General features: G+C 73.0%; 24 protein-coding genes. 10 read left to right on the top strand and 14 right to left on the bottom strand.

The genetic code is table 11. The annotated features are described in order from the left end of the window. Positions 1 to 5: 5 nt before the first annotated feature. Positions 6 to 710 (bottom strand): 3-oxoacyl-[acyl-carrier-protein] reductase, encoded by a 705-nt coding sequence (gene fabG, locus QNO07_RS12705; protein ID WP_283991941.1) that lies wholly within the window; start codon positions 708 to 710, stop codon positions 6 to 8. A gap of 254 nt (positions 711 to 964) precedes the next feature. On the opposite strand from fabG, the gene QNO07_RS12700 reads away from it, so the two are divergent. The 3 genes from QNO07_RS12700 to tyrS are packed head-to-tail and all read left to right on the top strand — an operon-like array spanning position 965 to position 5,346. Continuing rightward, complete coding sequence (locus QNO07_RS12700; protein WP_283991940.1) at positions 965 to 2,485, top strand: TldD/PmbA family protein; 1,521 nt, start codon at positions 965 to 967, stop codon at positions 2,483 to 2,485. Beyond that, positions 2,482 to 3,882 (top strand): metallopeptidase TldD-related protein, encoded by a 1,401-nt coding sequence (locus QNO07_RS12695; RefSeq protein WP_283991939.1) that lies wholly within the window; start codon positions 2,482 to 2,484, stop codon positions 3,880 to 3,882. Before QNO07_RS12700 ends, QNO07_RS12695 begins: the two co-directional genes overlap by 4 nt. A gap of 48 nt (positions 3,883 to 3,930) precedes the next feature. After that, the gene (gene tyrS, locus QNO07_RS12690) at positions 3,931 to 5,346 is read left to right on the top strand and encodes a tyrosine--tRNA ligase (protein WP_283991938.1); all 1,416 of its coding nucleotides are present in this window, start codon (positions 3,931 to 3,933) and stop codon (positions 5,344 to 5,346) included. 124 nt (positions 5,347 to 5,470) lie between these two features. On the opposite strand, the gene QNO07_RS12685 is transcribed toward tyrS, so the two are convergent. After that, entirely contained in the window at positions 5,471 to 5,752 is a 282-nt protein-coding gene (locus QNO07_RS12685; protein ID WP_283991937.1) for a GlsB/YeaQ/YmgE family stress response membrane protein, read from the bottom strand. 225 nt (positions 5,753 to 5,977) lie between these two features. Here QNO07_RS12685 and QNO07_RS12680 point away from each other — a divergent pair, with 225 nt between their 5' ends. Continuing rightward, positions 5,978 to 6,337 carry a DUF3099 domain-containing protein gene (locus tag QNO07_RS12680; RefSeq protein WP_283991935.1) on the top strand — a complete coding sequence of 120 codons (360 nt, stop codon included), beginning with the start codon at positions 5,978 to 5,980 and terminating at the stop codon, positions 6,335 to 6,337. Positions 6,338 to 6,547: 210 nt separating this feature from the next. Beyond that, entirely contained in the window at positions 6,548 to 6,769 is a 222-nt protein-coding gene (locus QNO07_RS12675) for a hypothetical protein (protein ID WP_502961825.1), read from the top strand. Here QNO07_RS12675 and moaA read toward each other — a convergent pair. Further along, entirely contained in the window at positions 6,752 to 7,741 is a 990-nt protein-coding gene (gene moaA, locus QNO07_RS12670; protein WP_283991933.1) for a GTP 3',8-cyclase MoaA, read from the bottom strand. The genes QNO07_RS12675 and moaA overlap by 18 nt on opposite strands. Before the next feature lie 243 nt (positions 7,742 to 7,984). On the opposite strand from moaA, the gene QNO07_RS12665 reads away from it, so the two are divergent. Next, complete coding sequence (locus QNO07_RS12665) at positions 7,985 to 9,517, top strand: S8 family serine peptidase (RefSeq protein ID WP_283991931.1); 1,533 nt, start codon at positions 7,985 to 7,987, stop codon at positions 9,515 to 9,517. 76 nt (positions 9,518 to 9,593) lie between these two features. Here the strand turns inward: QNO07_RS12665 and QNO07_RS12660 are convergent, their stop codons facing one another. Further along, complete coding sequence (locus QNO07_RS12660; RefSeq protein ID WP_283991930.1) at positions 9,594 to 10,577, bottom strand: sterol desaturase family protein; 984 nt, start codon at positions 10,575 to 10,577, stop codon at positions 9,594 to 9,596. Positions 10,578 to 10,972: 395 nt separating this feature from the next. Here QNO07_RS12660 and QNO07_RS12655 point away from each other — a divergent pair, with 395 nt between their 5' ends. From QNO07_RS12655 to QNO07_RS12645, 3 genes are all read left to right on the top strand, one after another. After that, positions 10,973 to 11,977 (top strand): DEDDh family exonuclease, encoded by a 1,005-nt coding sequence (locus QNO07_RS12655; RefSeq protein WP_283991929.1) that lies wholly within the window; start codon positions 10,973 to 10,975, stop codon positions 11,975 to 11,977. Positions 11,978 to 12,053: 76 nt separating this feature from the next. Then, positions 12,054 to 12,869 (top strand): SURF1 family cytochrome oxidase biogenesis protein, encoded by an 816-nt coding sequence (locus QNO07_RS12650; RefSeq protein WP_283991928.1) that lies wholly within the window; start codon positions 12,054 to 12,056, stop codon positions 12,867 to 12,869. Positions 12,870 to 12,873: 4 nt separating this feature from the next. Next, entirely contained in the window at positions 12,874 to 13,629 is a 756-nt protein-coding gene (locus QNO07_RS12645) for an SDR family oxidoreductase (protein ID WP_283991927.1), read from the top strand. A gap of 60 nt (positions 13,630 to 13,689) precedes the next feature. On the opposite strand, the gene amaP is transcribed toward QNO07_RS12645, so the two are convergent. From amaP to QNO07_RS12605, 8 genes are all read right to left on the bottom strand, one after another. Further along, positions 13,690 to 14,283: an alkaline shock response membrane anchor protein AmaP gene (gene amaP, locus QNO07_RS12640; protein WP_283991926.1), complete on the bottom strand. Its 594-nt coding sequence runs from the start codon at positions 14,281 to 14,283 to the stop codon at positions 13,690 to 13,692. A gap of 10 nt (positions 14,284 to 14,293) precedes the next feature. Further along, positions 14,294 to 14,917, bottom strand: a complete 624-nt coding sequence (locus QNO07_RS12635) for a DUF6286 domain-containing protein (RefSeq protein WP_283991925.1) — start codon at positions 14,915 to 14,917, stop codon at positions 14,294 to 14,296. Continuing rightward, positions 14,914 to 15,294, bottom strand: coding sequence for an Asp23/Gls24 family envelope stress response protein (locus QNO07_RS12630; RefSeq protein ID WP_283991924.1), 381 nt, complete (start codon positions 15,292 to 15,294; stop codon positions 14,914 to 14,916). Before QNO07_RS12630 ends, QNO07_RS12635 begins: the two co-directional genes overlap by 4 nt. Positions 15,295 to 15,297: 3 nt before the next feature. After that, a complete protein-coding gene (locus QNO07_RS12625) occupies positions 15,298 to 15,489 on the bottom strand; it encodes a hypothetical protein (protein WP_283991923.1) in 192 nt (63 codons plus the stop codon). A 40-nt stretch (positions 15,490 to 15,529) separates the two neighbouring features. Beyond that, entirely contained in the window at positions 15,530 to 16,021 is a 492-nt protein-coding gene (locus QNO07_RS12620; protein WP_283991922.1) for an Asp23/Gls24 family envelope stress response protein, read from the bottom strand. A 280-nt stretch (positions 16,022 to 16,301) separates the two neighbouring features. Next, complete coding sequence (locus QNO07_RS12615; RefSeq protein ID WP_283991921.1) at positions 16,302 to 17,081, bottom strand: enoyl-CoA hydratase/isomerase family protein; 780 nt, start codon at positions 17,079 to 17,081, stop codon at positions 16,302 to 16,304. A gap of 104 nt (positions 17,082 to 17,185) precedes the next feature. Then, the gene (locus QNO07_RS12610) at positions 17,186 to 17,407 is read right to left on the bottom strand and encodes a helix-turn-helix domain-containing protein (protein ID WP_283991920.1); all 222 of its coding nucleotides are present in this window, start codon (positions 17,405 to 17,407) and stop codon (positions 17,186 to 17,188) included. A gap of 416 nt (positions 17,408 to 17,823) precedes the next feature. Continuing rightward, on the bottom strand, positions 17,824 to 19,422 hold the full coding sequence (locus QNO07_RS12605; RefSeq protein ID WP_283991919.1) for an ABC-F family ATP-binding cassette domain-containing protein: 1,599 nt from the start codon (positions 19,420 to 19,422) through the stop codon (positions 17,824 to 17,826). 378 nt (positions 19,423 to 19,800) lie between these two features. On the opposite strand from QNO07_RS12605, the gene QNO07_RS12600 reads away from it, so the two are divergent. Beyond that, positions 19,801 to 20,238, top strand: coding sequence for a VOC family protein (locus QNO07_RS12600; protein ID WP_283991918.1), 438 nt, complete (start codon positions 19,801 to 19,803; stop codon positions 20,236 to 20,238). 95 nt (positions 20,239 to 20,333) lie between these two features. Here QNO07_RS12600 and QNO07_RS12595 read toward each other — a convergent pair whose 3' ends face one another. After that, the gene (locus QNO07_RS12595; RefSeq protein ID WP_283991917.1) at positions 20,334 to 21,704 is read right to left on the bottom strand and encodes a hypothetical protein; all 1,371 of its coding nucleotides are present in this window, start codon (positions 21,702 to 21,704) and stop codon (positions 20,334 to 20,336) included. A 111-nt stretch (positions 21,705 to 21,815) separates the two neighbouring features. Beyond that, on the bottom strand, positions 21,816 to 22,946 hold the full coding sequence (locus QNO07_RS12590) for an alpha/beta hydrolase family protein (protein ID WP_283991916.1): 1,131 nt from the start codon (positions 22,944 to 22,946) through the stop codon (positions 21,816 to 21,818). Positions 22,947 to 22,958: the final 12 nt, after the last annotated feature.

Genomic DNA, 22,958 nt, shown 5'->3' with positions numbered 1-22,958 from the left:
GTTCTTCAGTGACCCATGCCCAATCCGCCGTCAACGGGGATGACGGCTCCAGTGATGTACGCGGCCTGCTCGGAGGCCAGGAAGCGCACCGCGGCGGCGATCTCGTCGGGCTGCGCGTAGCGGCCCAGCGGTACCTGGCCCACGATGGCCTTGCGCTGCTCGTCGGTGAGCACGCGCGTCATGTCGGTGTCGACGAAGCCGGGGGCTACGACGTTGCAGGTGATGTTGCGCGAGCCCAGTTCGCGGGCGAGGGAGCGGGCGAAGCCGACCAGTCCGGCCTTGGAGGCCGCGTAGTTGGCCTGCCCGGCGGAGCCGAGGAGGCCGACCACCGAGGAGATCAGCACGATCCGGCCCTTGCGGGCCCGCAGCATGCCGCGGCTGGCGCGCTTGACGACCCGGAACGTCCCGGTGAGGTTGGTGTCCACGACCGAGGTGAAGTCCTCCTCGGACATGCGCAGCAGCAGCTGGTCGCGGGTGACGCCGGCGTTGGCCACGAGTACCTCGACCGGGCCCTGCTTCTCCTCGACCTCCTTGTACGCCTGCTCCACCTGCTCGGCGTCGGTGATGTCGCAGCGGACGGCGAGGAAGCCCTCCGGCGGCTCACCCGAGCGGTAGGTGACGGCGACCTTGTCGCCCGCCTCGGCGAGTGCGCGCGCGATGGCGAGGCCGATGCCGCGGCTTCCTCCGGTGACGAGAACCGAGCGGCTCAAGGGACCACCTTCTCCTGTGTCGTGCGTCGGTCTGCTGTGCGTTACGAAACTATCGGTCCGCGGACGGGCGGGGGCACTCGGCCACCGACAGGGCGTCACCCGGCGCCCTGTCGGGTCCCTACAGAAGCACCGGGGCCGCGGCTAGCGGGGGCCTACGCGGCTGCCCGCCGCCCGGCCGCCGGAATAATTCGCTGGGCTCCGCGACTGTCGGAAGGGCATGATTCACTGCGCGTGACGTCTACGGAGGAGGCCGGGTGCCCCACCCCATCGATGAGACCTTCACCGCGCTGCCGCTGCGCGCACTCGCCGATGCGGCGCTGGCGCGCGCCAGGGCGCTCGGTGCCGAGCACGCCGACTTCCGGTTCGAGCGGGTGCGCACCGCCTCCTGGCGGCTGCGCGACGCACGGCCGTCCGGCTCGTCGGACGACACCGACGCCGGGTACGCGGTGCGGGTGGTGCACGGCGGCGCCTGGGGGTTCGCCGCCGGCGTGGACCGCACGATGGACGCCGCGGCGAAGGTGGCCTCGCAGGCGGTGGCGATGGCGAAGCTGTCGGCCCGGGTGATCCGCTCGGCCGGGTCCGACGAGCGGGTGGAGCTGGCCGACGAGCCCTCGCACGGCGAGCGCACCTGGGTGTCCGCCTACGAGGTGAACCCGTTCGAGGTCGCGGACGAGGAGAAGACGGCGCTGCTCACCGAGTGGAGCGCGGGGCTGCTCGGGGCGGACGGCGTGGCGCACACCGACGCGTCGCTGACCACCGTCCAGGAGAACAAGTTCTACGCCGACACCGCGGGCACGGTCACCACCCAGCAGCGGGTGCGCGTCCACCCGCAGGTGACCGCGGTCGCGGTGAGCGACTCCGGGGACTTCGACTCGATGCGGACGCTGGCCCCGCCGGTGGGCCGGGGCTGGGAGTACGCCCGCGGCACCGGCTGGGACTGGGACGCGGAGCTGGCGGAACTGCCGGTGCTGCTCGCGGAGAAGCTGGCCGCGCCAGCGGTCGAGGCGGGCGCCTACGACCTCGTGGTGGATCCGTCCAACCTGTGGCTGACCATTCACGAGTCGATCGGCCACGCCACCGAGCTGGACCGCGCGCTGGGCTACGAGGCGGCCTACGCGGGGACCTCGTTCGCCACTCCGGACGGCCTGGGCACGCTGCGCTACGGCTCGGAGCTGATGAACGTGACGGGCGACCGCACGGCCGAGCACGGCCTGGCCACGGTCGGCTACGACGACGAGGGCGTGTCGGCCCAGTCCTGGGACCTGGTCCGTGACGGTGTGCTGGTGGGGTACCAGCTGGACCGCCGCATCGCGAAGCTGACGGGCATGGGCCGCTCCAACGGCTGCGCCTACGCCGACTCCCCCGCCCACGTGCCGGTGCAGCGCATGGCGAACGTGTCGCTGCGACCGGCCGAGCACGGCCCGTCCACCGAGGAGCTCATCTCCGGTGTGGCGGACGGCATCTACGTGGTCGGCGACCGCTCGTGGTCGATCGACATGCAGCGCTACAACTTCCAGTTCACCGGGCAGCGCTTCCACCGCATCAGGAACGGACGGCTGGCGGGCCAGCTCCGGGACGTCGCCTACCAGGCGACCACCACCGACTTCTGGGGCTCGATGGAGGCCGTCGGCGGACCGGCGACCTACGTGCTGGGCGGCGCGTTCAACTGCGGCAAGGCCCAGCCCGGCCAGGTGGCCGCCGTCTCGCACGGCTGCCCCAGCGCCCTGTTCCGCGACGTCAGCATCCTCAACACGAGCCAGGAGGCCGGCCGATGAGCCCGGTGCACAAGCCGCACGAGGTGGTGGAGCGGGCCCTGGAGCTGTCCCGGGCGGACGGCTGCACGGTCATCGCGGACGAGCGGTCGACCGCGAACCTGCGGTGGGCGGGCAACGCGCTCACCACAAACGGCGTGACGCGCGGGCGGGCCCTCACGGTGGTCTCGTTCGTGGACGGCGCCGAGGGCGCGGCCGTCGGCGTGGTCTCCCGCTCGGGTGTCACGGGCGACGAGCTGGAGTCCCTGGTCCGGGCCTCCGAGCACGCCGCCCGGCAGGCCGGGCCGGCCGAGGACGCCCAGCCTCCGGTGACGGGCGTGCCCGCGTCCGCAGACTTCACCGAGGCGCCCGCAGAGACGTCCTCGCAGGTCTTCGACGGCTTCGCCCCGGCGCTCGGCGAGGCGTTCGCCCGCGCCCGCGGCGGCGGCCGGGAGCTCTACGGGTTCGCCAGCCACGAGCTGGTCTCCAGCTACCTGGGCACGTCGGCCGGTCTGCGGCTGCGGCACGACCAGCCGACGGGCACGCTGGAGGTCAACGCCAAGTCCCCCGACCGCACCTTGTCCGCCTGGGCCGGGCGGGCGACGCGGGACTTCACCGACGTGGACCCCCTCGCCCTGGACGACGAGCTGGCCCAGCGCCTCGTGTGGTCGCGCCGCCAGGTGGAGCTGCCCGCCGGCCGGTACGAGACGCTTCTGCCCCCGACGGCGGTGGCGGACCTGATGGTCTACCAGCTGTGGTCGTCGGCGGCCCGGGACGCGGCGGAGGGCCGCACGGTGTTCAGCACGCCCGGCGGCGGGACCCGCGTCGGCGAGCGCCTGGCCCGGCTGCCGCTGAACCTGCGCAGCGACCCGCACGCCCCCGGCCTGGAGTCGGCCCCGTTCGTCCTGGCCCGGTCCTCCGGCGACGACGCCTCGGTCTTCGACAACGGCCTCCCCCTCGCCGCCACCGACTGGATGCGCGACGGTGAGCTGACCTCCCTGGTCACCACCCGGCACTCGGCCGCGCTGACCGGGCTGCCCACCGCCCCGGCGGTGGACAACCTCATCCTGGACGGCGGCGGAGACGCCTCACTGGCCGAGATGACGGCGCGAGCCGGCCACGACGGACCGGCGCTGCTGCTGACCTGCCTGTGGTACATCCGCGAGGTGGACCCGGCGACGCTGCTGCTCACCGGCCTGACCCGGGACGGCGTCTACCTGGTGGAGAACGGCGAGGTCACGGGGTCGGTGAACAACTTCCGCTTCAACGAGTCGCCCGTCGACCTGCTCTCCCGGGCGACCGAGGCGGGCCGCACCGAACGCACCTTGCCGCGTGAGTGGTCGGACTGGTTCACCCGCGCCGCGGCGCCCCCGCTGCGGGTCCCCGACTTCCGGATGAGCTCCGTCAGCCGCGGTGTGTGACCGGCATAGACTCTTCCCCACCCATCCGCACCGACCCCAGGACAGAACGTGACACGCCTCGGCGAATCCGTGCAGCGCGCGAGCGACCTGCTGGCCCAGGACCTCTCCTCCGACGAGACCGTCGAGCGGCTGCTCGACGAGACGGGGTCCCGGCGCTCCCTCGACCTGAGCGACCTGTCCGCCCAGGAGCAGGCCGCGCTGCTCGCGGCGCGCGCGGTGGAGGTGCTGCCCGGCGCGGACCGGCTGGCCGAGCGTATCGAGAAGCGCCGCAGCGAGGGGCGCGGCCTGAGCATCAAGCTGGGCATCGACCCGACGGCGGCCGACGTCCACCTGGGGCATGCCGTTCCGGTGCTCGTGCTGAGCCGCTTCCAGCGCATGGGTCACGACGTGACGCTGCTCATCGGCGACTTCACCGCCAAGATCGGTGACCCGTCGGGCCGGACCGCGGAGCGTCCGCCGCTGACCGATGAGGACATCGCGGCCAACCTGTCGGGTTACCGGGACCAGGTGCGCCCGTTCTTCGACTTCGACAGGGTCGACTTCCGGCAGAACAGCGAGTGGCTGGCGCCCTACACCCTGCCGGAGCTGCTGGGCCTGCTCGCGCAGGTGCCGGTGTCGCAGCTGCTCCAGCGGGAGGACTTCCGCAGCCGCCTGGCGGCAGGTTCCGGGCTGACCATGTCCGAGCTGCTGTACCCGATCGCGCAGGCGCTGGACTCGGTGGCGCTGGAGTGCGACGTCGAGCTGGGCGGCGCGGACCAGTTGCTGAACCTCCAGATGGGCCGCAGGCTGATGGAGCTGCGCGGGCAGGCGCCGCAACTGGTGCTGACCATGCCGCTGATCGAGGGCACCGACGGCACGGGCGCGAAGATGTCGAAGTCCAAGGGCAACTACGTGGGGCTGAACGCCTCCGCCGACGAGATCTTCGGCAAGATCATGTCGGTGCCGGACCGCCTGATGGAGCCCTACCTCAAGGCCTGGACGGAGTGGACCGACCCCGAGATCGCACTGGTCCTGGCGCGCATCGAGGAGCGCTCGCTGCACCCGATGGACCTGAAGAAGATCCTCGCCGGCGAGGTGGTCGCGGCGATCCACGGCGCCGAGGCCGCGGCGAAGGCCCGTGCGGGGTTCGTCGCCCAGTTCTCCCGGAAGTCCTTCGCGGACGTGGGCAGCCTGCCGTCGGTGGACGCCGGGGAGCACGGCACGCAGGGCGTGGCCGCGGTGCTGACCACCGTCCTGGGGTTCACGCCCAGCGCGTCGGCCGCCCGGCGGCTCGCCAAGCAGAACGGGCTGCGGCTCGTGGTGGAGCCGGCCTCGGGGGGCGAGCAGGTGTCCGTCGTGCTCGGCGAGCAGGACGCACTGCGTCCGCTGGGCGAGGTGGTGCCGGAGAAGCTCGCCGAAGCGGGGGCGTCGGGCACGGTCTACCTCAAGGCGGGACGCAAGATCGCCCAGGTCACCGGGGTGTGACGTTCCCGCCGCTCCGGACCGCCGCCCTGGCCCGCGGTCCGGAGCGGCGGGAGCCCGCGTGGCTCTCGGCCCGGTGACGGCCGTGGCCGTTCGGGAGGTGTTCCTCCCGAACGGCCACGCCGCGTCATCTGGCCCGAGTGCCGCTGCCGCCTCGGAGCCGGGCGTACAGCGGGGTGCCGACCGCTACGACTAGCACCGCGCCGGCCAACTGCAGGAGATGCCTGATCCAGTCGATCCCCTTGGTGTCCTCGACACCGATCCCGGCCGCCACGGCGTTACCGAGAAGGGCACCGAGGACGCCGAAGATGATCGTCAGCCAGATGGGGATGTCCTGCTTCCCCGGAAGGATCGCCCGGGCAAGGGCACCCAGGATCAGCCCCAAGATGATTGCCCACAACCAGCTCATACCGCCTCCTCGTTCGGCGCAGAAATGCGCAGTCCGCTTCAGGATCGCCCGGCATCCCGAGGGCCGCACCGCCGCTTACGCCGAACGGGCGACAGCTCAGGCCATTCCGGCTGGAGAACCGGGATCCCCGCTAGGGGGTACCCGGATCCCGGGCTTCACTCGCGGAGGCGTACCGTTGACTCGTCCGGGATGTCCGGTTCCCGGAGCGGGAGCAGGTGGTGGATCATGAGACGCAGGCAGCAGGGCCCCGAGGTCTTCCGGATCACCGGCGCCCGCCGCGGACTGGCCGAGGACGTTCAGGGCCGGGAGCGGCGCTATGTGATCTCCATGCTGGTACGCACGGTGTCGGTGATCCTGACCGTGCTGCTGTGGGACGTGCAGCGCCCCCTGGCCGTGGCGACACTCGTACTCGGCATCACACTGCCGTACATCGCCGTCGTGATCGCCAACGCGGGCCGGGAGCGGTCGCCCGCCATCCCGTCCTCCTTCGCCGCGGTGCCTGCCAGGCCGATGCTGGACGCGGCGGACGACCGCGTCGAACCGGCGCCGCCGGGGCCGAACGAGACGCCCCGCAACGACGGTTGATGTTCACGGAAGCGCAAAGCTCAGAGAAACCTCAAGGCAATCACGCGGATCTGGTGCTCGCCCCGAAGGCGCTCGTGCCATACTGCGTACGCGCTCCGCATCCCCCGTCGGAGCGACGGACCGACGCCGGGCAGCTCCCCCCGTGGCTGCCCGGCGTCGCCTTTTGTCCTCCCGGCGGGCCGGTCGAGGCGGCGTGTTTTGATGGTCCGCGTGACAACTGAGGAAAGCCCGATCTGCTCGGCCAAGGGCTGCCGTGCGCCGGCCGTGTGGGTGCTGGCCTGGAACAACCCGAAACTGCACACGCCCGAGCGGCGCAAGACCTGGCTCGCCTGCGAGGAGCACCGCGAGCACCTCTCGCAGTTCCTGGGGATGCGCGGCTTCCTGAAGACGGTGGTACCGCTCGCGGAGTGGGAGTCAGCCGCCGATGGCTGACATCGGGCGGTCCGGCTGCACGAAGGCCGGGTCGTCGATGCCGGCCCCTGCCTTCTTGCCCCACATCGCGGCCTTCCACAGCCGGGCGATCTCGGCGTCCTCGGCTCCGGAGCGCAGGGCTCCGCGCAGGTCGGACTCCTCCCGGGCGAACAGGCAGGTGCGCACCTGGCCGTCGGCGGTCAGGCGGGTGCGGTCGCAGGCCCGGCAGAAGGGCCGCGTCACGGAGGCGATGACCCCCACGCGGTGCGGGCCGCCGTCGACCAGCCAGCGCTCCGCCGGCGCCGCGCCCCGCTGCTGCTCGCCCTCGGGAGTGAGGGTGAAGCGGGTGCGCAGCGACTCCAGGATGTCGCCTGCGGTGATCATGGTGTCGCGCTGCCAGCCGTGCTGGGCGTCCAGCGGCATCTGCTCGATGAAGCGCAGCTCGTAGCCGTTCTCGACCGCCCAGGCCAGCAGGTCGGGCGCCTCGGTGTCGTTCAGGCCCGGCATCAGCACGGTGTTGACCTTGACCGGGGCCAGCCCGGCGGCCCGGGCGGCGACCAGGCCGCGCAGCACGTCCTCGTGCCGCTTGCGGCGGGTGAGCCGCTGGAAGACCTCGGGGTCGAGGGTGTCCAGGGAGACGTTGACGCGGTCCAGGCCTGCGTCGCGCAGGGCCGCCGCGGTGCGCTCCAGGCCGATGCCGTTGGTGGTGAGGGACATGCGCGGACGCTTGTCCAGCGCCGCGCAGCGTTCCACGAGCGAGACCAGGCCGGGGCGCAGCAGGGGCTCCCCGCCGGTGAAGCGGACCTGGGTGACACCGAGCTCGGTGACCGCGATCCGGATCAGGCGGACGATCTCGTCGTCCGTGAGCAGGTCCGGCTTGGCGAGCCACTGCAGGCCCTCTTCGGGCATGCAGTAGGTGCAGCGCAGGTTGCACCGGTCGGTCAGCGAGACGCGCAGGTCGGTGGCGACCCTGCCGTAGGTGTCGAGCAGCATGCGCGGCAACCCTCCCGCGATCGGAAGCCTCTGCTGTGCAGCGTACGCGACACGTCGGACATTCAACAGATCGTTGAAGTCAGTTGTTGAGCACTCTCCGTATTGTTCTGATCCCGATCTTACGGAATCCGTTGCCCCCCGGCGTTCGACGGCGATAGTTTCCTCGGGCACCCGAACGAACAAGTCCGTTGAACGGACGGGTGCTTGATGACCAGTTGCGCGTCCACGAGACATGGAGACCCCATGGCATTGAGAGCCCTGACCAGGCGGCGGCTTGTGGCAGTTCCCGCCGGTCTGGCGATGACCCTGTCGCTCGGGCTGCTGCCCGGCGCGAGCACGGCCCTCGCCACCGAGACAGCCGCCACCGCGGCGAAGGCCGCGAAGAACGAGGGGCCGCAGCTGTCCTACGTGGTGAACACCAAGGCCGACAAGGGCGCGGTGAACAAGGCGAAGCAGGCGGTGAAGAAGGCCGGCGGCTCGGTCGTCACCGCCCACCCCGAGATCGGCGTGGTCGTCGCCCACTCGGGCAACCCGGCCTTCGGCGACCTCATGCGGGCCACCAAGGGCGTCGACTCCGCCGGTGCCACCCGCACCGCACCGCTGCAGACCGCGGCGACGACGGACATCGGCGAACCCGAGTACGTCAGCCCCAACCGCCTCATGCGCACCGCCGGCCTCGGCGAGGAGCCGCTGGAGTCCCTCCAGTGGGGCCTGCCGCAGATCAAGGCGGACGAGGCGCACAAGATCAGCGAGGGCAGCCGCGACGTCACTGTCGCCGTCATCGACACCGGCGTGGACGACACCCACCCGGACCTGGCCCCCAACTTCTCCAAGAAGCAGTCCGCCAACTGCGTGGGCGGCGTGCCGGACACCTCGCCCGGCGCCTGGCGGCCCTACCCCGACGGCAGCTACCACGGCACGCACGTGGCCGGCATCATCGCCGCCCCGCGCAACGGCATCGGCATCGCCGGCGCCGCGCCCGGCGTCCAGGTCTCCTCGATCAAGGTGAGCGAGCCCGGTGAGGGCTTCTTCTACACCGAGGCCGTGGTCTGCGCGTTCATGTTCGCCGCCAAGACGGGCGTCGAGATCACGAACAATAGCTACTACATCGACCCGTGGCTGTACGCCTGCCGCGACGACGCCGACCAGGGCGCGCTCGTGGAGTCCGTCACCCGGGCGCTGAAGTACACCCAGGGCAAGGGCACCGCCCACATCACCTCCTCGGGCAACTCCAACCACAACCTGGCCGCGACGGAGATCACCGACCGCTCCAGCCCGAACGACTCGACCCCCGTCGAGCGCAAGATCAACCCGAGGGTCTGCCCCGACCTGCCCACCCAACTGCCCGGCGTGACCTCGGTCTCCGCCACCGGCTCGCACAAGCAGAAGTCCTTCTACTCCAACTACGGCCTCAACGAGATCGACGTGGCCGCCCCCGGTGGTGACACCCGCTACCAGATCCCGGACGCGCCCGCCAAGAGCGGCGGCGTGCTGTCCACCATGCCCGACGGCGAGTACGCCTTCCTGCAGGGCACCTCGATGGCCGGCCCGTACGTCGCCGGTGTCGCCGCGCTCATCAAGAGCAAGCACCCCAAGGTGACGCCGCAGGAGCTGGCATGGCGGCTCAAGGCCCAGGCCATGAGCACGCCCTGCCCCACCGGTCCGTTCGACCCCAGCGGTGACGGCGCCTACCTGGCGACCTGCACCGGCACCAAGCACATCAACAGCTTCTACGGCTACGGCATCGTGGACGCGCTGGCCGCCGTGCAGAAGTGACGCACCGCGTGTGACGGCCGGGGGCTCGCGCCCGGCCGCAGAAGGGCCGGCCCGCACGGGCCGGCCCTTCCCGCTGTCAGCGCCCGGCGCTTCCGGTCACGACCGCCGGGCCGCCGCCCGCCTCGGACTCCCCCTGCCCGGCGGCAGTCCCGCGGGTGCCGGGGGCGGCGTCCGGAGAACCGTCCGCGGCCTGGGCCGCCGGCGTCAGAGACGTGGGGGCCGGGCCGTCGGCCGGCTGCCAGCCGGGGCCGCGCAACAGACGGCCGGCGCGTTCGGACCAACTGCGCGCGGCTCTGAGGTCGCGGCCGATCGCCGCGTACTCGTGGGTGGCCACCCGCAGCGGATTGTGGGTGTCGATGTTCTTCGTCAACCCGTAGACGCACGGCTCGGTCTCGGGGGTGAACGAACCGAACAGGCGGTCCCAGACGATGAGGATTCCGCCGAAGTTGCGGTCCAGGTAGCCGCCCTGCGAGGCGTGGTGCACCCGGTGGTGGGACGGCGTGTTGAGGACGAACTCCAGCGGCGCGGGCAGCTTGCCGACCCGCTCGGTGTGGATCCAGAACTGGTAGACCAGGTTGACCGACTGGCAGAACGCCAGCATCGCCGGGTGCACACCGAGGGCCACCATCGGCAGGTAGAACGGCCAGACCGTGAGCGAGGTCCACGGCTGGCGCAGCGCGGTGGTGAGGTTGAACTTCCGGCTGGAGTGGTGGACCACGTGGCAGGCCCAGAGCAGCCGGATGACGTGGTGGCCGCGGTGCGACCAGTAGTAGAAGAAGTCCTGGGCGAGCAGGACGAGCGGCAGCGTCCACCACAGCAGCGGTACGTCAAGCGGCGTCAGTTCGTAGACGGCGACGTAGACGGCGAGGATCGGGATCTTCCACAGGGCGTCGAACAGCAGGCTGCCAAGGCCCATGGTGATGCTGGTGGCGGCGTCCTTGGTCTCGTAGCCGGCGGAGTCCTTGTCCGGGTGGAAGCGGTAGCTGACCATCTCCACGACGGTCAGCAGCAGGAAGGCCGGTATGGACCAGATCACGACATCGGGAAGCGCAGGCGACATACGGGCACGGTAGAGCCGTCCGCGGACCCGGGCTAGATGCTGTTACCGACAAGTATGCGAGACGGGTCGTCAGCAAGCCTCCGCAGTCCGTTCCATGGGTATTCGCCCGAATCACGGGCCTGGCCACCCGCCCACGATCCACCCCGGGCCCGCGTCGCCCCCGCGCGCCGGCGCACGTGCCGGGCGCATCGCACCGGTCCGGTGAACGGGAGGACGGAAGGATCGGCGGACGGGCGACTGAAAGCGGGAGCATAGCGGGCAAAGACCCCCGGGAGACGTCAATCTCCCGGCGTCCGGCGGCGGCTGACGGCCCGCCGGGAACGGGCGCCCGGAACCGCCCGGGTTTCGCACCGCGCCGCGGAGGCTGTCAGTGACGGCCCGTATCCTCTGGGACCATGCTTGAAGACCAGACGGCAGCCGCCTTGCACATCCCCGCGCAGCAGGCCGCCCGCCGCGCATGGCCGACCGGCTACCCGGACGGCTACGCGGTGGTGGACGTGGAGACCACCGGCCTCGCCAGGGACGACCGGATCGTCTCAGCGGCCGTCTACCGTCTCGACGCCTACGGCGACGTGGAGGACCACTGGTACACGGCCGTCAACCCGCAGCGCGACCCGGGTCCGACCTGGATCCACGGCCTGACCGCGGAGATGCTCGCCGACGCCCCCCTGTTCGCGGACGTCGCCGAGGAGTTCGCCGCACGGCTGGCCGGACGGGTCCTGGTCGCGCACAACGCCGTCTTCGACTGGACGATGATCGCCCGCGAGTACGCCCGCGCCACCCGCACCGCGCCGGTCAGCCAGCGGCTGTGCACCATAGCGCTGGCCAAGGAACTCGGCCTGCCCCTGCCCAACCACAAGCTGGAGTCGCTCGCCGCGCACTACGGCGTCGTGCAGCAGCGGGCGCACCACGCGCTGGACGACGCCCGGGTGCTGGCGGAGGCGTTCCGGCCGAGCCTGCACCTCGCGGCCGGCAGCGAGGTCCGGCTGCCGCTGCTGGCCTGCCAGCCGCTCACCGAGTGGAAGGACAGCCCGCGCCCGGCCCGCCCGTCGGGAGCCGGCGGGTACGCCGCCCGCAGCTGGCGCCCGGCTCGCCGCCGGACCGCCTGCCCCTACCCCAACCCAGGCCGCTACGAGCCGGGCGGCCCGCTGGTGCAGGGCATGCGGGTGGCGTTCTCCGGCGACACCTCCACCGACCGCGAGCTGTTGGAGGACCGCGCGGTGGAGGCCGGCCTGCACGTCGCGACCAGCGTGTCGCGCCTCACCAGCCTGCTGGTCACCAACGACCCGGACGCGGCCACCAGCAAGGTGACGCGGGCCGAGCAGTACGGCACACCCGTGCTGGACGAGGCGGCCTTCACCCACCTGCTGCGGGACGTGGCCCCGGCGCCGGGCCTCTGACCTCCGGCCCGCGCCACCTCGGCCCGCGCCACCCCGGCCACGCCACCCGGGCCGCAGCCGGGTACCGTCGTCACTCGTGTACCGCTTTCTGTTGACCCGGCAGTGGGTGATCCTCACACTGCTCGCGCTGGTGCTGATGCCCACGATGGTCCAGCTCGGCTTCTGGCAGCTCCACCGCCACGAGGCCCGGGTGGCGCACAACAACATCGTCGCCGCGAGCCTGGCCGCGGACCCCGTCCCGGTCCAGGAGCTGACCGAGCCCGGCCGGGAGGTGTCCGAGGACGACAAGTACCGGTCGGTCACCGCCACCGGCAGCTACGACACCGACCACGAGGTGGTGGTGCGGCGCCGGACCGCCGCCGACGGCCGGCAGATCGGTTTCTTCGTACTGACCCCGCTGGTCCGCGGCGACGGCTCGGTGCTGCTGGTGAACCGGGGGTGGGTGCCCGCCGGCGCCGACCAGCTCTCCTTCCCCGACGTGCCCGAGGCCCCCGGCGGGCAGGTCACCGTCACCGGCCGGCTGCTGCCGGACGAGACCACCGAGCGCAGCGGCATCAAGGTCCGCGAGGGCATGCCGGACCGGCAGGTCATGCTGATCAACAGCGCACAGCAGGAGAAGCTGCTGGACCGCCCGGTGCTGGGCGGCTTCGTCGAGCTGACCGCGACCAGCCCGGAGCCCGCCGAGTCGCAGCTGGCCGAGCAGGTCCCGGCTCCGGACCACAGCGGCATCGGCGCCCACATGGCCTACGCGGTGCAGTGGTGGCTGTTCGTGGCGGCGGTACCGGTCGGCTGGGTCATCCTCGTCCGGCGCGAGCTGCGCGACCGGGCCGCGGCAGGTGACGACGGGCCGCGGGAGGCCCTCGCGGGAGCGGCGTCCGGCACGGCAGACTGATCCCATGGATCTTGGGCTCAAGGACAGGACGTACATCGTCACCGGCGGTACCCGCGGACTCGGGTTCGCCACCGCACAGCAGCTGGTCGCCGACGGCGCCAGGGTTGTCGTCACCGGCCGGTCGGAGGAGACGGCACAGGCCGCCGCGGAGCGGCTGGGGGACGGAGCGGTCGGCGTGGCCGCGGACAACGCGGACCCCTCGGCGGCGGGCCGGCTCGTCGACGCCGCCCTCACGCACTTCGGCCGCTTCGACGGCGTCCTGATCAGTGTGGGAGGACCGCCCGCCGGCAGTGCGGAGTCGCTCAGCGACGACCAGTGGCAGACCGCGTTCGAGTCGGTGTTCCTGGGGGCTGTCCGGCTGGCCCGCACCGCGGCCGAGCGGCTGGGCGAGGGGGGCGTGATCGGCTTTGTGCTCTCCGCCTCGGTCACCGAGCCGATCCCGGGGCTGACCCTCTCCAACGGACTTCGCCCCGGTCTGGCCGGCTTCGCGAAGTCCCTGGCCAACGAGCTGGGACCGCGCGGCGTCCGGGTCGTGGGGCTGCTCCCGTCCCGGATCGACACCGACCGGCTGCGGGAGCTGGACGCGCTGTCGGGTGACGCGGACGCCTCCCGGGCCCGGAACTCCGCACTGATCCCGCTGCGGCGCTACGGCACCCCGGAGGAGTTCGGCAGGGCTGCGGCGTTCCTGCTCTCGCCCGCCGCCTCCTACCTGACCGGCACCATGCTGCCGGTGGACGGCGGTGCCCAGCACCGAATCTGAGGACGCGGCGGCGCGCCACCCGGCCTCGGAAGGGGGCCGGGTGGCGCGCCGCCCGCAACCTCAGGTCACGCGCTCGGCACGGTGGCGTACGCTGCGCAGCCGCACCTCGGCGGGCAGTTCCGCCAGCCCCGCGGAGACGCGGGCGTTCTCCAGCACCTCCTGGTGCACCCGGCGCACGGTCTCGTCGGGTTCGGCATCCGGCTCCAGCGTCAGGCGCATCCGGGCCCGCGGAGCGGAGCGGCGGCCGGCGAGTACCGTGTGCGCCCCGGCGACGCCGGGCAGTGCCGCCGCCTCCGCCGCGGTCACCTCCTCCAGGGCGCTCGCCCGCAGCAGTGCCACGCCCGCGCCGCCGTTGACCGGCAGCTGGCTGATGCGGCGCCGACGGGCCTGGGCGAGCAGCCACCACAGCGCGGCGCCCAGCAGCAGGCCGAGCACCGCGAACAGCACGGGCCACCACCAGTCCTCGAACCGCCACTGGGTGCGGTCGGCGTCACTCAGCAGCACCGAGCCGGGGCCCTGCCAGGCCCAGCGCGAGGGCAGGGTCACGCCCCAGCGCCGCGGCAGGTCGGCCGCGGCGGCCAGGGCCGCCAGGCCCGTGCCGAGCAGCGTCAGCCCCACAAGGCCGAGCAGCAGCCGGTTCATCACTCTGAGCACCGCGGCCCCCTCACCGTTTCGCCGGGCGCCGCACGCGCAGGGTCAGGGCGGGTTCGGCGGCCAGGCCCAGCACCCCCACGGCGTCGTCCAGTACGGTCCGCAGTTCCCCGCGGACCACGTCCAGTTCTCTGAAGTGCGACACCGCGTCGACCCGGACGCGCCGCCGCCGCACGACGACGTGCGCCGCCTGCACCCCGGAGACGTCCATCGCCCGGTCCCGCAGGATCTGCGCCGCCGCCACCCGGTCCAGCGCGGCCCGGGTCCCGGGCGCTCCCCGCATGGGCAGCAGCCGGCGCAGGCCGGGGGTCAGTGCCAGGGTGAGCAGCCAGACGCCCAGCAGGACGGCGACGGCCGCGCCCGCCAGCACCCACGGGTCGTCGAGTCGGCGGACGGACAGCTCCTCCGCGAGGGACCGGCGCCACGCCATCGCCGGGCGTCCGGTGCGGACGGCGACGATGTCGTACAGCAGCAGGCCGGTCGCGGCCGCCAGTAGGGCGGCGACCACGGTGGCAGGGATGCGGCGCACCGACCAGAAGCGTCCGGTGCGGGCGGCCGGTGCCGTCGGCGCGGGGCTGTCGCCGTCCGGCCGGGGCGTGTCGAGGGTGGGCGCGCGGGCGCCGGTGTCGTGGCTCACCGCACCCTCCCCGGACGGGCGCCGAGCAGGTGCGGGGAGTGGAGGTGCTCGACCTCCACGACCACTTCCGGCACGAGCATGTCCGCCAGGTACTCCACCCGGTCGACGACCCGGTCCCGAACGGCGTCGCAGCGGGCGGTGATGTCACAGGGGTAGTCCAGCTCCACGCCCACCCGGAGCCGGGCGCGCGGCTGCGCGCCCGGGTCGGAGGGTGACGGCCGCCGCACGTCGGCGGTGGCGTGCGGGGAGTGTGCCGCGGAGTCGCCGGCGCGGCCGGACCGCAGAGCCTCGTGGGCCGCCTGGGCGGCGATCTTCGCCACCACCCGGTCGGCGATCCGCGTGGCCCCGCGGTACCCGGCGGGGATCTGCGAGGCCACCGGTCACCGCCGCCGTTCGTCGCCGCGGCCGGGCCGGAAGAACGAGGACGGCTCCAGGTCGCCGTCGGCGAACCGGCCCGCCACGAATCCCACCGCGCCCAGCGCGGCCACCAGGAGGAAGGCACCGAAGCCGCCGAAGTACCCGGCGAAGCCCAGCGCCATCCCGGTGATCAAGCCGATGACAGCCATACTCATCGTGCGCTCCTCAGTTTCCGCCCTCGCCGGGCCTCACCGCTCATTTCAGTTGCGGCTTGTCCGAGCCCTCGGCGTCGTCGTCCTCCTCGTCGTCGGGCAGTTTCACGTCCCCGACGGCGATGTTGACCTCGACGACCTCAAGTCCGGTCATGCGCTCGACCGAGTTGATCACGTTCTCGCGGACCGCGTGCGCGACGTCGGCGATGGGGACGCCGTACTCGACGACGATCTCCAGGTCGAGCGCGGTCTGCACCTCGCCGACCTCCGCCTTGACGCCCCGCGTGACGGACTTCGTGCCACCCGGAACGCGGTCGGCCACCGCGCCGAAGGTACGGGACAGGCCGCTGCCCATCGCGTGTACACCCAGCACGTCGCGGGCGGCCATGCCGGCGATCTTCACGACGACCCCGTCGGCGATGGTGGTGCGGCCGCGTGAGCCCGGATCACCTCCACCGCGGCGCAGGGGTCCTGACGACTGCTCGGACCGTTCGGTTCGGGCCTGCTCCTCGGTGCCGGCGGACGCCTCGGACATCGCCATCACTCCTTTCCCATTCAGCAACAGATTCCACGTGACGGGTTCCACACGACCCGTGTTTCAGTCGGCAACGGTGGAGAAATCTCGTGGATCGGGGCAAATGCAACCGTGCTCACGTTAGGGGTGTGGCGGGCGGCCCGCACTCCCCCCAGCGCGGTCGGGTGACGTGGTGCCGACGCCCGGGCCCGCCGCCGACCCCCGCACGTCCGGAGTTGCACGGACCTGCGGGGGTCGGCGGGTGCGCCGCCCGGCCGGTTCGCCGGCCGGACGGCGGCGCTCACTCGGCGACGCCTGCGAGGTCACGAAGTCGGCGTGCCTGTGCGGCCCGTTCGGCGACGCGCTGCTCCTCGTAGTCGCGGTACCGGCCGCCGCGCAGCAGCGCCTTCGTCTCGATGACGGCGTCGCGCGGGGCGGCGAGCAGGGCGGCGGCGAGGTCGGTGGCGGCGGCGTACAGCTGGTCCGCCGGCACCACGAGGTTGGCGAGGCCGATGCGCTCGGCCTCCTCGGCGCGCACGAAGCGGCCGGTCGCGCAGATCTCCAGCGCGCGGGCGTATCCGACCAGGTCCAGCAGCGGACGGGTGCCGGTGAGGTCGGGCACCAGGCCGAGGCTGGTCTCGCGCATGGCGAACTGCACGTCGTCGGCGCACACCCGCAGGTCGCAGGCGAGGGCCAGCTGGAAGCCGGCGCCGATGGCGTGCCCCTGGACGGCCGCGATGGTGACGAGGTCGTTGCGCCGCCACCAGGTGAACGCCTCCTGGTAGCCGGCGATCGTGGCGTCCAGGTCCGCGTCCGAGCCGCGTGCGAGGTCGACGAACGACGGCTCGCCGTCGAAGCCCTCGGGAGTGAAGGCCTGACGGTCGAGTCCGGCGGAGAACGAGACTCCCTCGCCGCGCAGCACGACCACCCGCACGTCGCCCGGCAGTATGCGACCGGCCTCGGTCAACGCCCGCCACATGGCGGGCGACTGGGCGTTGCGCCTGGCGGGTTCGGTGAGCGTGACCGTGGCCACGGCGCCGTCGACGGCGAGTTGCACACCGTCCTTGTCGAGCAGGGTCACTGGGACCTCCGGTGGGTGTACCGCGGTTGGTTTACCGCAGAGTAACCACCCGGCCGGTCCGGGGATCGACCGGGTGGACACCGCACCGGGAGCCGGTGGCCGCGTCAGGACGAGGCGGCCTTGCGGCCCCGCGTCGCACCGCCGCGACCGCGCAGGGTCACGCCGGCTTCGCTGAGCATCCGGTGCACGAATCCGTAGGAGCGGCCGGTTTCCTCGGCCAGCGCCCGGATGCTCGCACCGGAGTCGTACTTCTTCTTGAGGTCAGCCGCGAGCTTGTCGCGCGCAGCGCCGGTTACCCGGCTGCCCTTCTTCAGAGTTTCGGCCACCCGTGCCTCCTCGTGGGAAGTGCGCTCTGGACTCTCATGATCACCCCTTCCCCCGCATCTGGCCACCCATTCGGCAAGGTCTCATCGACAACCTTGGCCGTCAGCGGGTCCCCAGAAGTGGGCGGCGAGGCCGGCCCAGGCGGTGCAGCGGCGGGTTCCGGCCGCGGGCGACGGGAAGAAATCCGAGGTCAGATCGGGTGTGCGGCAGGTCACACCGCACGCCGGCGCGGGCGGGCGCCCGCGCCCGCTCCCCCGCGTGCGGCGACAACCGGGTACGAGCCGCCCTCACTCAGATGAAGGATCACCCGTCGAGCGAATGCTTCAGCGGAAGATCGTCCCGGCCGGGCCCGACCGCGGGCGGGCAGGGCCCGGGCCGCGCGCCGGACCGGAGCCGCCGCCGCGCCGGTGCGGGGGCGTCAGGCCAGGGCGACCAGGTCGGCGTAGTCGCGACCCCACAGGTCCTCGACGCCGTCGGGCAGCAGGATGATGCGCTCCGGCTGCAGCGCGTCCGCGGCACCCTCGTCGTGGGTGACGAGCACGACGGCCCCGGAGAAGGTCCGCAGCGCACCGAGGATCTCCTCGCGGCTTGCCGGGTCGAGGTTGTTCGTCGGCTCGTCCAGCAGCAGCACGTTCGCGGACGAGACCACCAGCGTGGCCAGGGCCAGCCGGGTCTTCTCCCCCCCGGAGAGCACCCCGGCGGGCTTGTCGACGTCGTCACCGGAGAACAGGAACGAGCCGAGCACCTTGCGGACCTCGACCAGGTCCATGTCCGGCGCGGAGGACCGCATGTTCTCCAGCACCGTCCGGTCCGGGTCGAGCGTCTCGTGCTCCTGCGCGTAGTAGCCCAGCTTGAGGCCGTGGCCGTGCCGGACCTCACCGGTGTCGGGCTGCTCCACTCCGGCGAGCAGGCGCAGCAGCGTCGTCTTGCCGGCGCCGTTGAGGCCGAGGATGACCACGCGCGAGCCGCGGTCGATCGCCAGGTCCACGTCGGTGAAGATCTCCAGCGAGCCGTAGGACTTGGACAGGCCCTCCGCGGTCAGCGGGGTCCGCCCGCACGGCGACGGGTCCGGGAAGCGGAGCTTGGCGACCTTGTCGCCGCGGCGCTGCTCGTCCAGTCCGGCGAGCAGCTTCTCGGCCCGGCGGGCCATGTTCTGCGCGGCCACCGCCTTCGTCGCCTTCGCCCGCATCTTGTCGGCCTGCGCGTTGAGCGTCGCGGCCTTCTTCTCCGCGTTCGCCCGCTCCCGCTTGCGCCGCTTCTCGTCGGCCTCGCGCTGGGTCAGGTACTGCTTCCAGCCCATGTTGTACTGGTCGATCTGCGACCGGTTGGCGTCCAGGTAGAAGACCTTGTTGACGACCGTCTCGACCAGGTTGATGTCGTGCGAGATCACCACGAGCCCGCCGCGGTAGGTCTTCAGGAAGTCGCGCAGCCACACGACGGAGTCCGCATCGAGGTGGTTCGTCGGCTCGTCCAGCAGCAGCGTGTCGGCGTCGGAGAAGAGGATGCGGGCCAGCTCCACGCGGCGCCGCTGGCCGCCGGAGAGGGTGTGCAGCGGCTGGGCGAGCACCCGGTCGGGTAGTCCGAGGCTGGCGGCGATGGTCGCGGCCTCCGCCTCGGCGGCGTACCCGCCCTTGGTGAGGAACTCCGTCTCCAGGCGCTCGTACTTGCGCATCGCGCGTTCGCGGGTGGCGCCCTGCCCGTTGGACATCCGCTGCTCGTTCTCCCGCATCTTGCGGATCACGGTGTCCAGGCCGCGGGCGGAGAGGATGCGGTCGCTGGCCAGCACGTCCAGGTCGCCGGTGCGCGGGTCCTGCGGCAGGTAGCCGACCTCGCCACTGCGGGTGATCGTGCCGGCCGCCGGCACGCCCTCACCGGCGAGGCACTTGGTGAGGGTGGTCTTGCCGGCGCCGTTGCGGCCGACCAGGCCGATGCGGTCGCCGCGGGCGATACGGAAACTGGCGGCCTCGATGAGGACCCGGGCGCCGGCGCGCAGCTCCAGTCCGGAGACGGTGATCACGGAGAACTCCTGGCAGGACGAACGTACGGGACAGGGGGCGGGCACGCCGCTGGGCCGGACTCGCGGGGCCGCGGCCGGTGGACGTTCGTCGTCAGCTAATGAGTGAGAGGAGTTGCCATACCTCTCAGTCTAACGGCGTATCGCGCCCGGTATTCCGGGCCGGCGGGACGGCGGACCCGGAGGCGGCCCGGCCGCGCGGGCCCGACGGCGAGCGGTTGTCAGACCCCGCTGCCAGACTCGGAAGGGCCAGCTTGCAGCGGGCGTGCCGACCCTCCGGTCCGTGCTTCCCGTGTGTGCGGGTGTTTCCGCGCGTTTCGGCGTGTTTCCGTGTGTTTCCGTGTGTTTTCCGCGTGTTCCAAGAGATGCCAGGAGAGTGCCATGACCACCAACGCTCCGTCCGCCGCTGGAACCCCGGGGCCGCCCGCGATCTGTCCCACGCTGCTGTACGAGGACGCCGACGCGGCCCTGAAGCAGCTCACCGAGGCCTTCGGCTTCTCGACCGACGCCGTCTACCGCGAGGACGACGGCAGCATCATGCACGCGGAGTTGTCCCAGGGCGGCGGGGTGGTCATGCTCGGCTCCGCCGGTGGCACCGGGGCGTTCGCCGAGGCGATGCGGGGCAGCGGGCCGAGTTCGGTGTACGTGGGCGGTGTACCGGACGTGGACGCCCACCACCGCAGGGCCGCCGAGCAGGGTGCGGAGATCCTGGAGCCGCCCACCGACCGGGACTACGGCTCCCGGGACTACCTCGCCCGGGACGTCGGGGGCAACGTCTGGTCCTTCGGCACGTACCTGCCCGCCGCCGGTTCCGCCTGAGCGGCGGGCGGGGGGGCGGGAGCGGCGGGGGGCGGGAGCGGCGGGCGGCCGTCACGGGGCGGGCGGTCCCGCCTCGCGACGACCCCGCCGCGGGCTCAGCCGTCCCCGGTGTGCACCTGGAACGCCGCCCGCCGGACGGCCTTGGCCAGCGCGGGGTCCGGGTGGGCTGCTGCCAGCGCCACGAGCACCTGCACGGTCCTCGGATGACCGGTGGCGCGCACCTCCTCCAGCAGCCTGGGCACCGAGTTCTGCGCCGCCGACTCCAGGTGGTCGACAAGCAGCTGCGACTCGCCGTGGTCGGCGACCGCGGCTGCGGTGTCGATCCACAGCCAGGTGGCCTCCTCGCGGGTGAGCACCCCGCCCGCTCCCCCGGCGAGCTCCTCCGGGTCGGCGCCCTCGTGCTCGGCCAGCCACAGCAGTGCGTAGGGGCGCAGTGCCGACTCCTGGCACGCGGCGCGCACAGCGCTCTCCGCCGGCGCGCCGACCAGCCGCAGCGCCTCGAAGGCGAGCGCGCGAATGAGCGCGTCCTCCCCGCGGGCGGCCTCCAGCAGTTCGGTGACGGCCGGGCCGGTGGGGCGGGCGGCGAGCCAGGCCCGGTACTCGTCGCGGGCCGGGCCCGGCGAGAGCCGGACACAGCCGCGCAGCATGTCCGCCGCGGGCTGCTCGATGTTTCCGGCCGGGCTGAGCGCGGCCACGCAGATCTGCTCCAGCCGGACCCACACCGCCCAGTTGCCCAGCGGGGTGAGCACGGCCTGGCCGCCGCCGTCGGATTCCTGGCAGCGGGTGAGCGCGCCCACCGCGGCCAGTCCGTCCAGCGCCCAGTCGAGGAGTTCGGCCAGCTCCGGGGTGGAGGGCAGGTCGCCGGTGGTGGGCTGGGCACGGGAGGAGCGTTCGGTGCGCAGCTCGACGATGCGCTGGGCGAGCAGTTCCAGCAGGGCCGGCTCGGTGACCGGCCCGGAGGAGAGATGCATCACCGACAGCAGTTGCGGTGCCGCCACGACCACTTCACCGACAAGCGCCGGATCGTTGGCGTCCGGGCCGGGGTTGGCCAACGACCAGCCGTCGAACAGCGCCACCCAGCCGCGCAGCACGGCGGAGTCGTCGCGGTCCCAGGCCCGCAGGCGCCAGCCCGGCCGGGCGACCCCCTGGTGCAGTTCCACCAGGCCCGCAAGCAGGGCCCGGTCCCAGTGCACTCGGATCTGGTCGGCGGGGAGGCGCAGCTCTGCGGCTGCGCGCTCGGGGTCGGCGGTGGGCGGGGTCGCGGACTCGCCGACCCGGCGGGCGAGCCGGACGGCGTCGCCGAGTGCGGCCCGCGCCTGGTCGGCGAGCTGCTCCCGGGGGGCGAGGGAGGCCGGGGGCCGGGGCGCGGGCCGGTTTCGCCGGGCCGTCGCCGAGCGTCGCACGCTCGCCACCGCCTGGCGGGGGACGACGCTGAGTCGGGTGTCTCGCGGGGTACGGGACGTCACCCCCGCAGTCTTCCTGGTAAGTCCCCCAAACCTCAAACGGCCGCTGTTCCCGGCCATCTGACGGTGTGCTGCCCCAGGGGGCAGGCAGGTACGTGGGCGGCGGGCAAAAGCTCACAAGTGGGGCGTGAGGAAGCGCTGCAGAATCGCCTCGCACCGGGCCGGATCGGCGTTCCACGCGGCGGCGTGCCGGGCTTCCCTGAAGGAGTGCAACTGCATCAGGTCAGGTCGCGCCTCGACGAAGGCCCGCGAGGCGGCGTGGGACGCGACGGGGTCCTCGGTACCGTGCAGGAGCAACGCTGGCACGGTCGGCCGGTGGGGGTCGGCCAACTCGTCGAGCCGGTCGGCGTCCAGCTCGGCCCGGCCCAGGGCGGCGCGCAGCGCCAGCGCCGCCGGGACGCGCGGCGCCCGCCGGGCGGCGAGCGCCCGCACGGTGCCGCGCCAGTCCAGGACGGGCGAGTCGAGCACCAGCGCGCCCACCCGGTCGCGCAACACGGAGCGGGCGGCGGTGAACAGGGCCGCCGAGGCGCCGGTGGACCAGCCGGCCAGGACGATTCGGGCGGCACCTTCACGCACGGCGTAGTGCAGGGCGGCGTCCACATCCAGCCACTCGGTGAGGCCGAGGTGCGCGACTCCGCCGGGTGCGGCAGGGGCGTCCGGGTCGCCGCGCAGGCCGAGTCCGAGCACTGGCAGGCCCAGCCCGGAGAGCAAGGGCAGCAGGTTGAGCGCGAGGTCCCGGTCGGTGCCGGGCCCGTGCACGGCGATCACCCAGGTGGTGCGGGCTCCGGGCACCCACCAGGCGGGCAGCGCCCCGGCCGGTGCCGGTACGCGTACGTCCGCGGCGGCCAGCCCGAGCGCGTCGCGGGGCCCGCCCCGGTGGAGCTGCGACGTCAGGTGCACCCGGGTGCCGGGCCGCAGGTCGCCCCCGCTCACGGAGAGCAGTGCGCGCACCACCGTGTCCGGGGACGCGTCCGGCACGTCCAGGAGGGGCCCGATCGCGGCGTGGCAGCCGGAGCCGGTGAGCCCGTACACCCCGGGCGTCCCCGAGTCGAGGGTGCGGGTGAGGCTGACGCGGTCCGGGCCGCGGGTGTGCACGGTCAGCGCCTCGGCGGGGAAGCCGGGCGGCGCGGGGCGGCGGCGCGGCCGCAGGGCGCCGCCGGCGGCGTACCGGCCGACCGCGACGGCGGCCGCTCCGGTACCCAGGACGGTGGAGGCGGCCACGGCAGCCGCGGTACGGGGGCGCATCGCGTCCAGTGT

This window comes from Streptomyces sp. 549, assembly GCF_030124175.1.
GTDB lineage: Bacteria > Actinomycetota > Actinomycetes > Streptomycetales > Streptomycetaceae > Streptomyces.
This window is presented reverse-complemented; position numbering and strand designations above follow the sequence as displayed.

Coding starts and splice junctions, on each gene's coding strand:
- QNO07_RS12660 (WP_283991930.1), bottom strand. CDS start 10,577: ATGTCGCCTGCGCTTCCCGATGTCGTGATCTGGTCCATACCGGCCTTC.
- QNO07_RS12680 (WP_283991935.1), top strand. CDS start 5,978: ATGAGACGCAGGCAGCAGGGCCCCGAGGTCTTCCGGATCACCGGCGCC.
- QNO07_RS12625 (WP_283991923.1), bottom strand. CDS start 15,489: ATGAGTATGGCTGTCATCGGCTTGATCACCGGGATGGCGCTGGGCTTC.
- QNO07_RS12590 (WP_283991916.1), bottom strand. CDS start 22,946: ATGCGCCCCCGTACCGCGGCTGCCGTGGCCGCCTCCACCGTCCTGGGT.
- QNO07_RS12685 (WP_283991937.1), bottom strand. CDS start 5,752: ATGAGCTGGTTGTGGGCAATCATCTTGGGGCTGATCCTGGGTGCCCTT.
- moaA (WP_283991933.1), bottom strand. CDS start 7,741: ATGCTGCTCGACACCTACGGCAGGGTCGCCACCGACCTGCGCGTCTCG.
- QNO07_RS12600 (WP_283991918.1), top strand. CDS start 19,801: ATGACCACCAACGCTCCGTCCGCCGCTGGAACCCCGGGGCCGCCCGCG.
- QNO07_RS12620 (WP_283991922.1), bottom strand. CDS start 16,021: ATGTCCGAGGCGTCCGCCGGCACCGAGGAGCAGGCCCGAACCGAACGG.
- QNO07_RS12655 (WP_283991929.1), top strand. CDS start 10,973: ATGCTTGAAGACCAGACGGCAGCCGCCTTGCACATCCCCGCGCAGCAG.
- QNO07_RS12695 (WP_283991939.1), top strand. CDS start 2,482: ATGAGCCCGGTGCACAAGCCGCACGAGGTGGTGGAGCGGGCCCTGGAG.
- QNO07_RS12645 (WP_283991927.1), top strand. CDS start 12,874: ATGGATCTTGGGCTCAAGGACAGGACGTACATCGTCACCGGCGGTACC.
- QNO07_RS12665 (WP_283991931.1), top strand. CDS start 7,985: ATGGCATTGAGAGCCCTGACCAGGCGGCGGCTTGTGGCAGTTCCCGCC.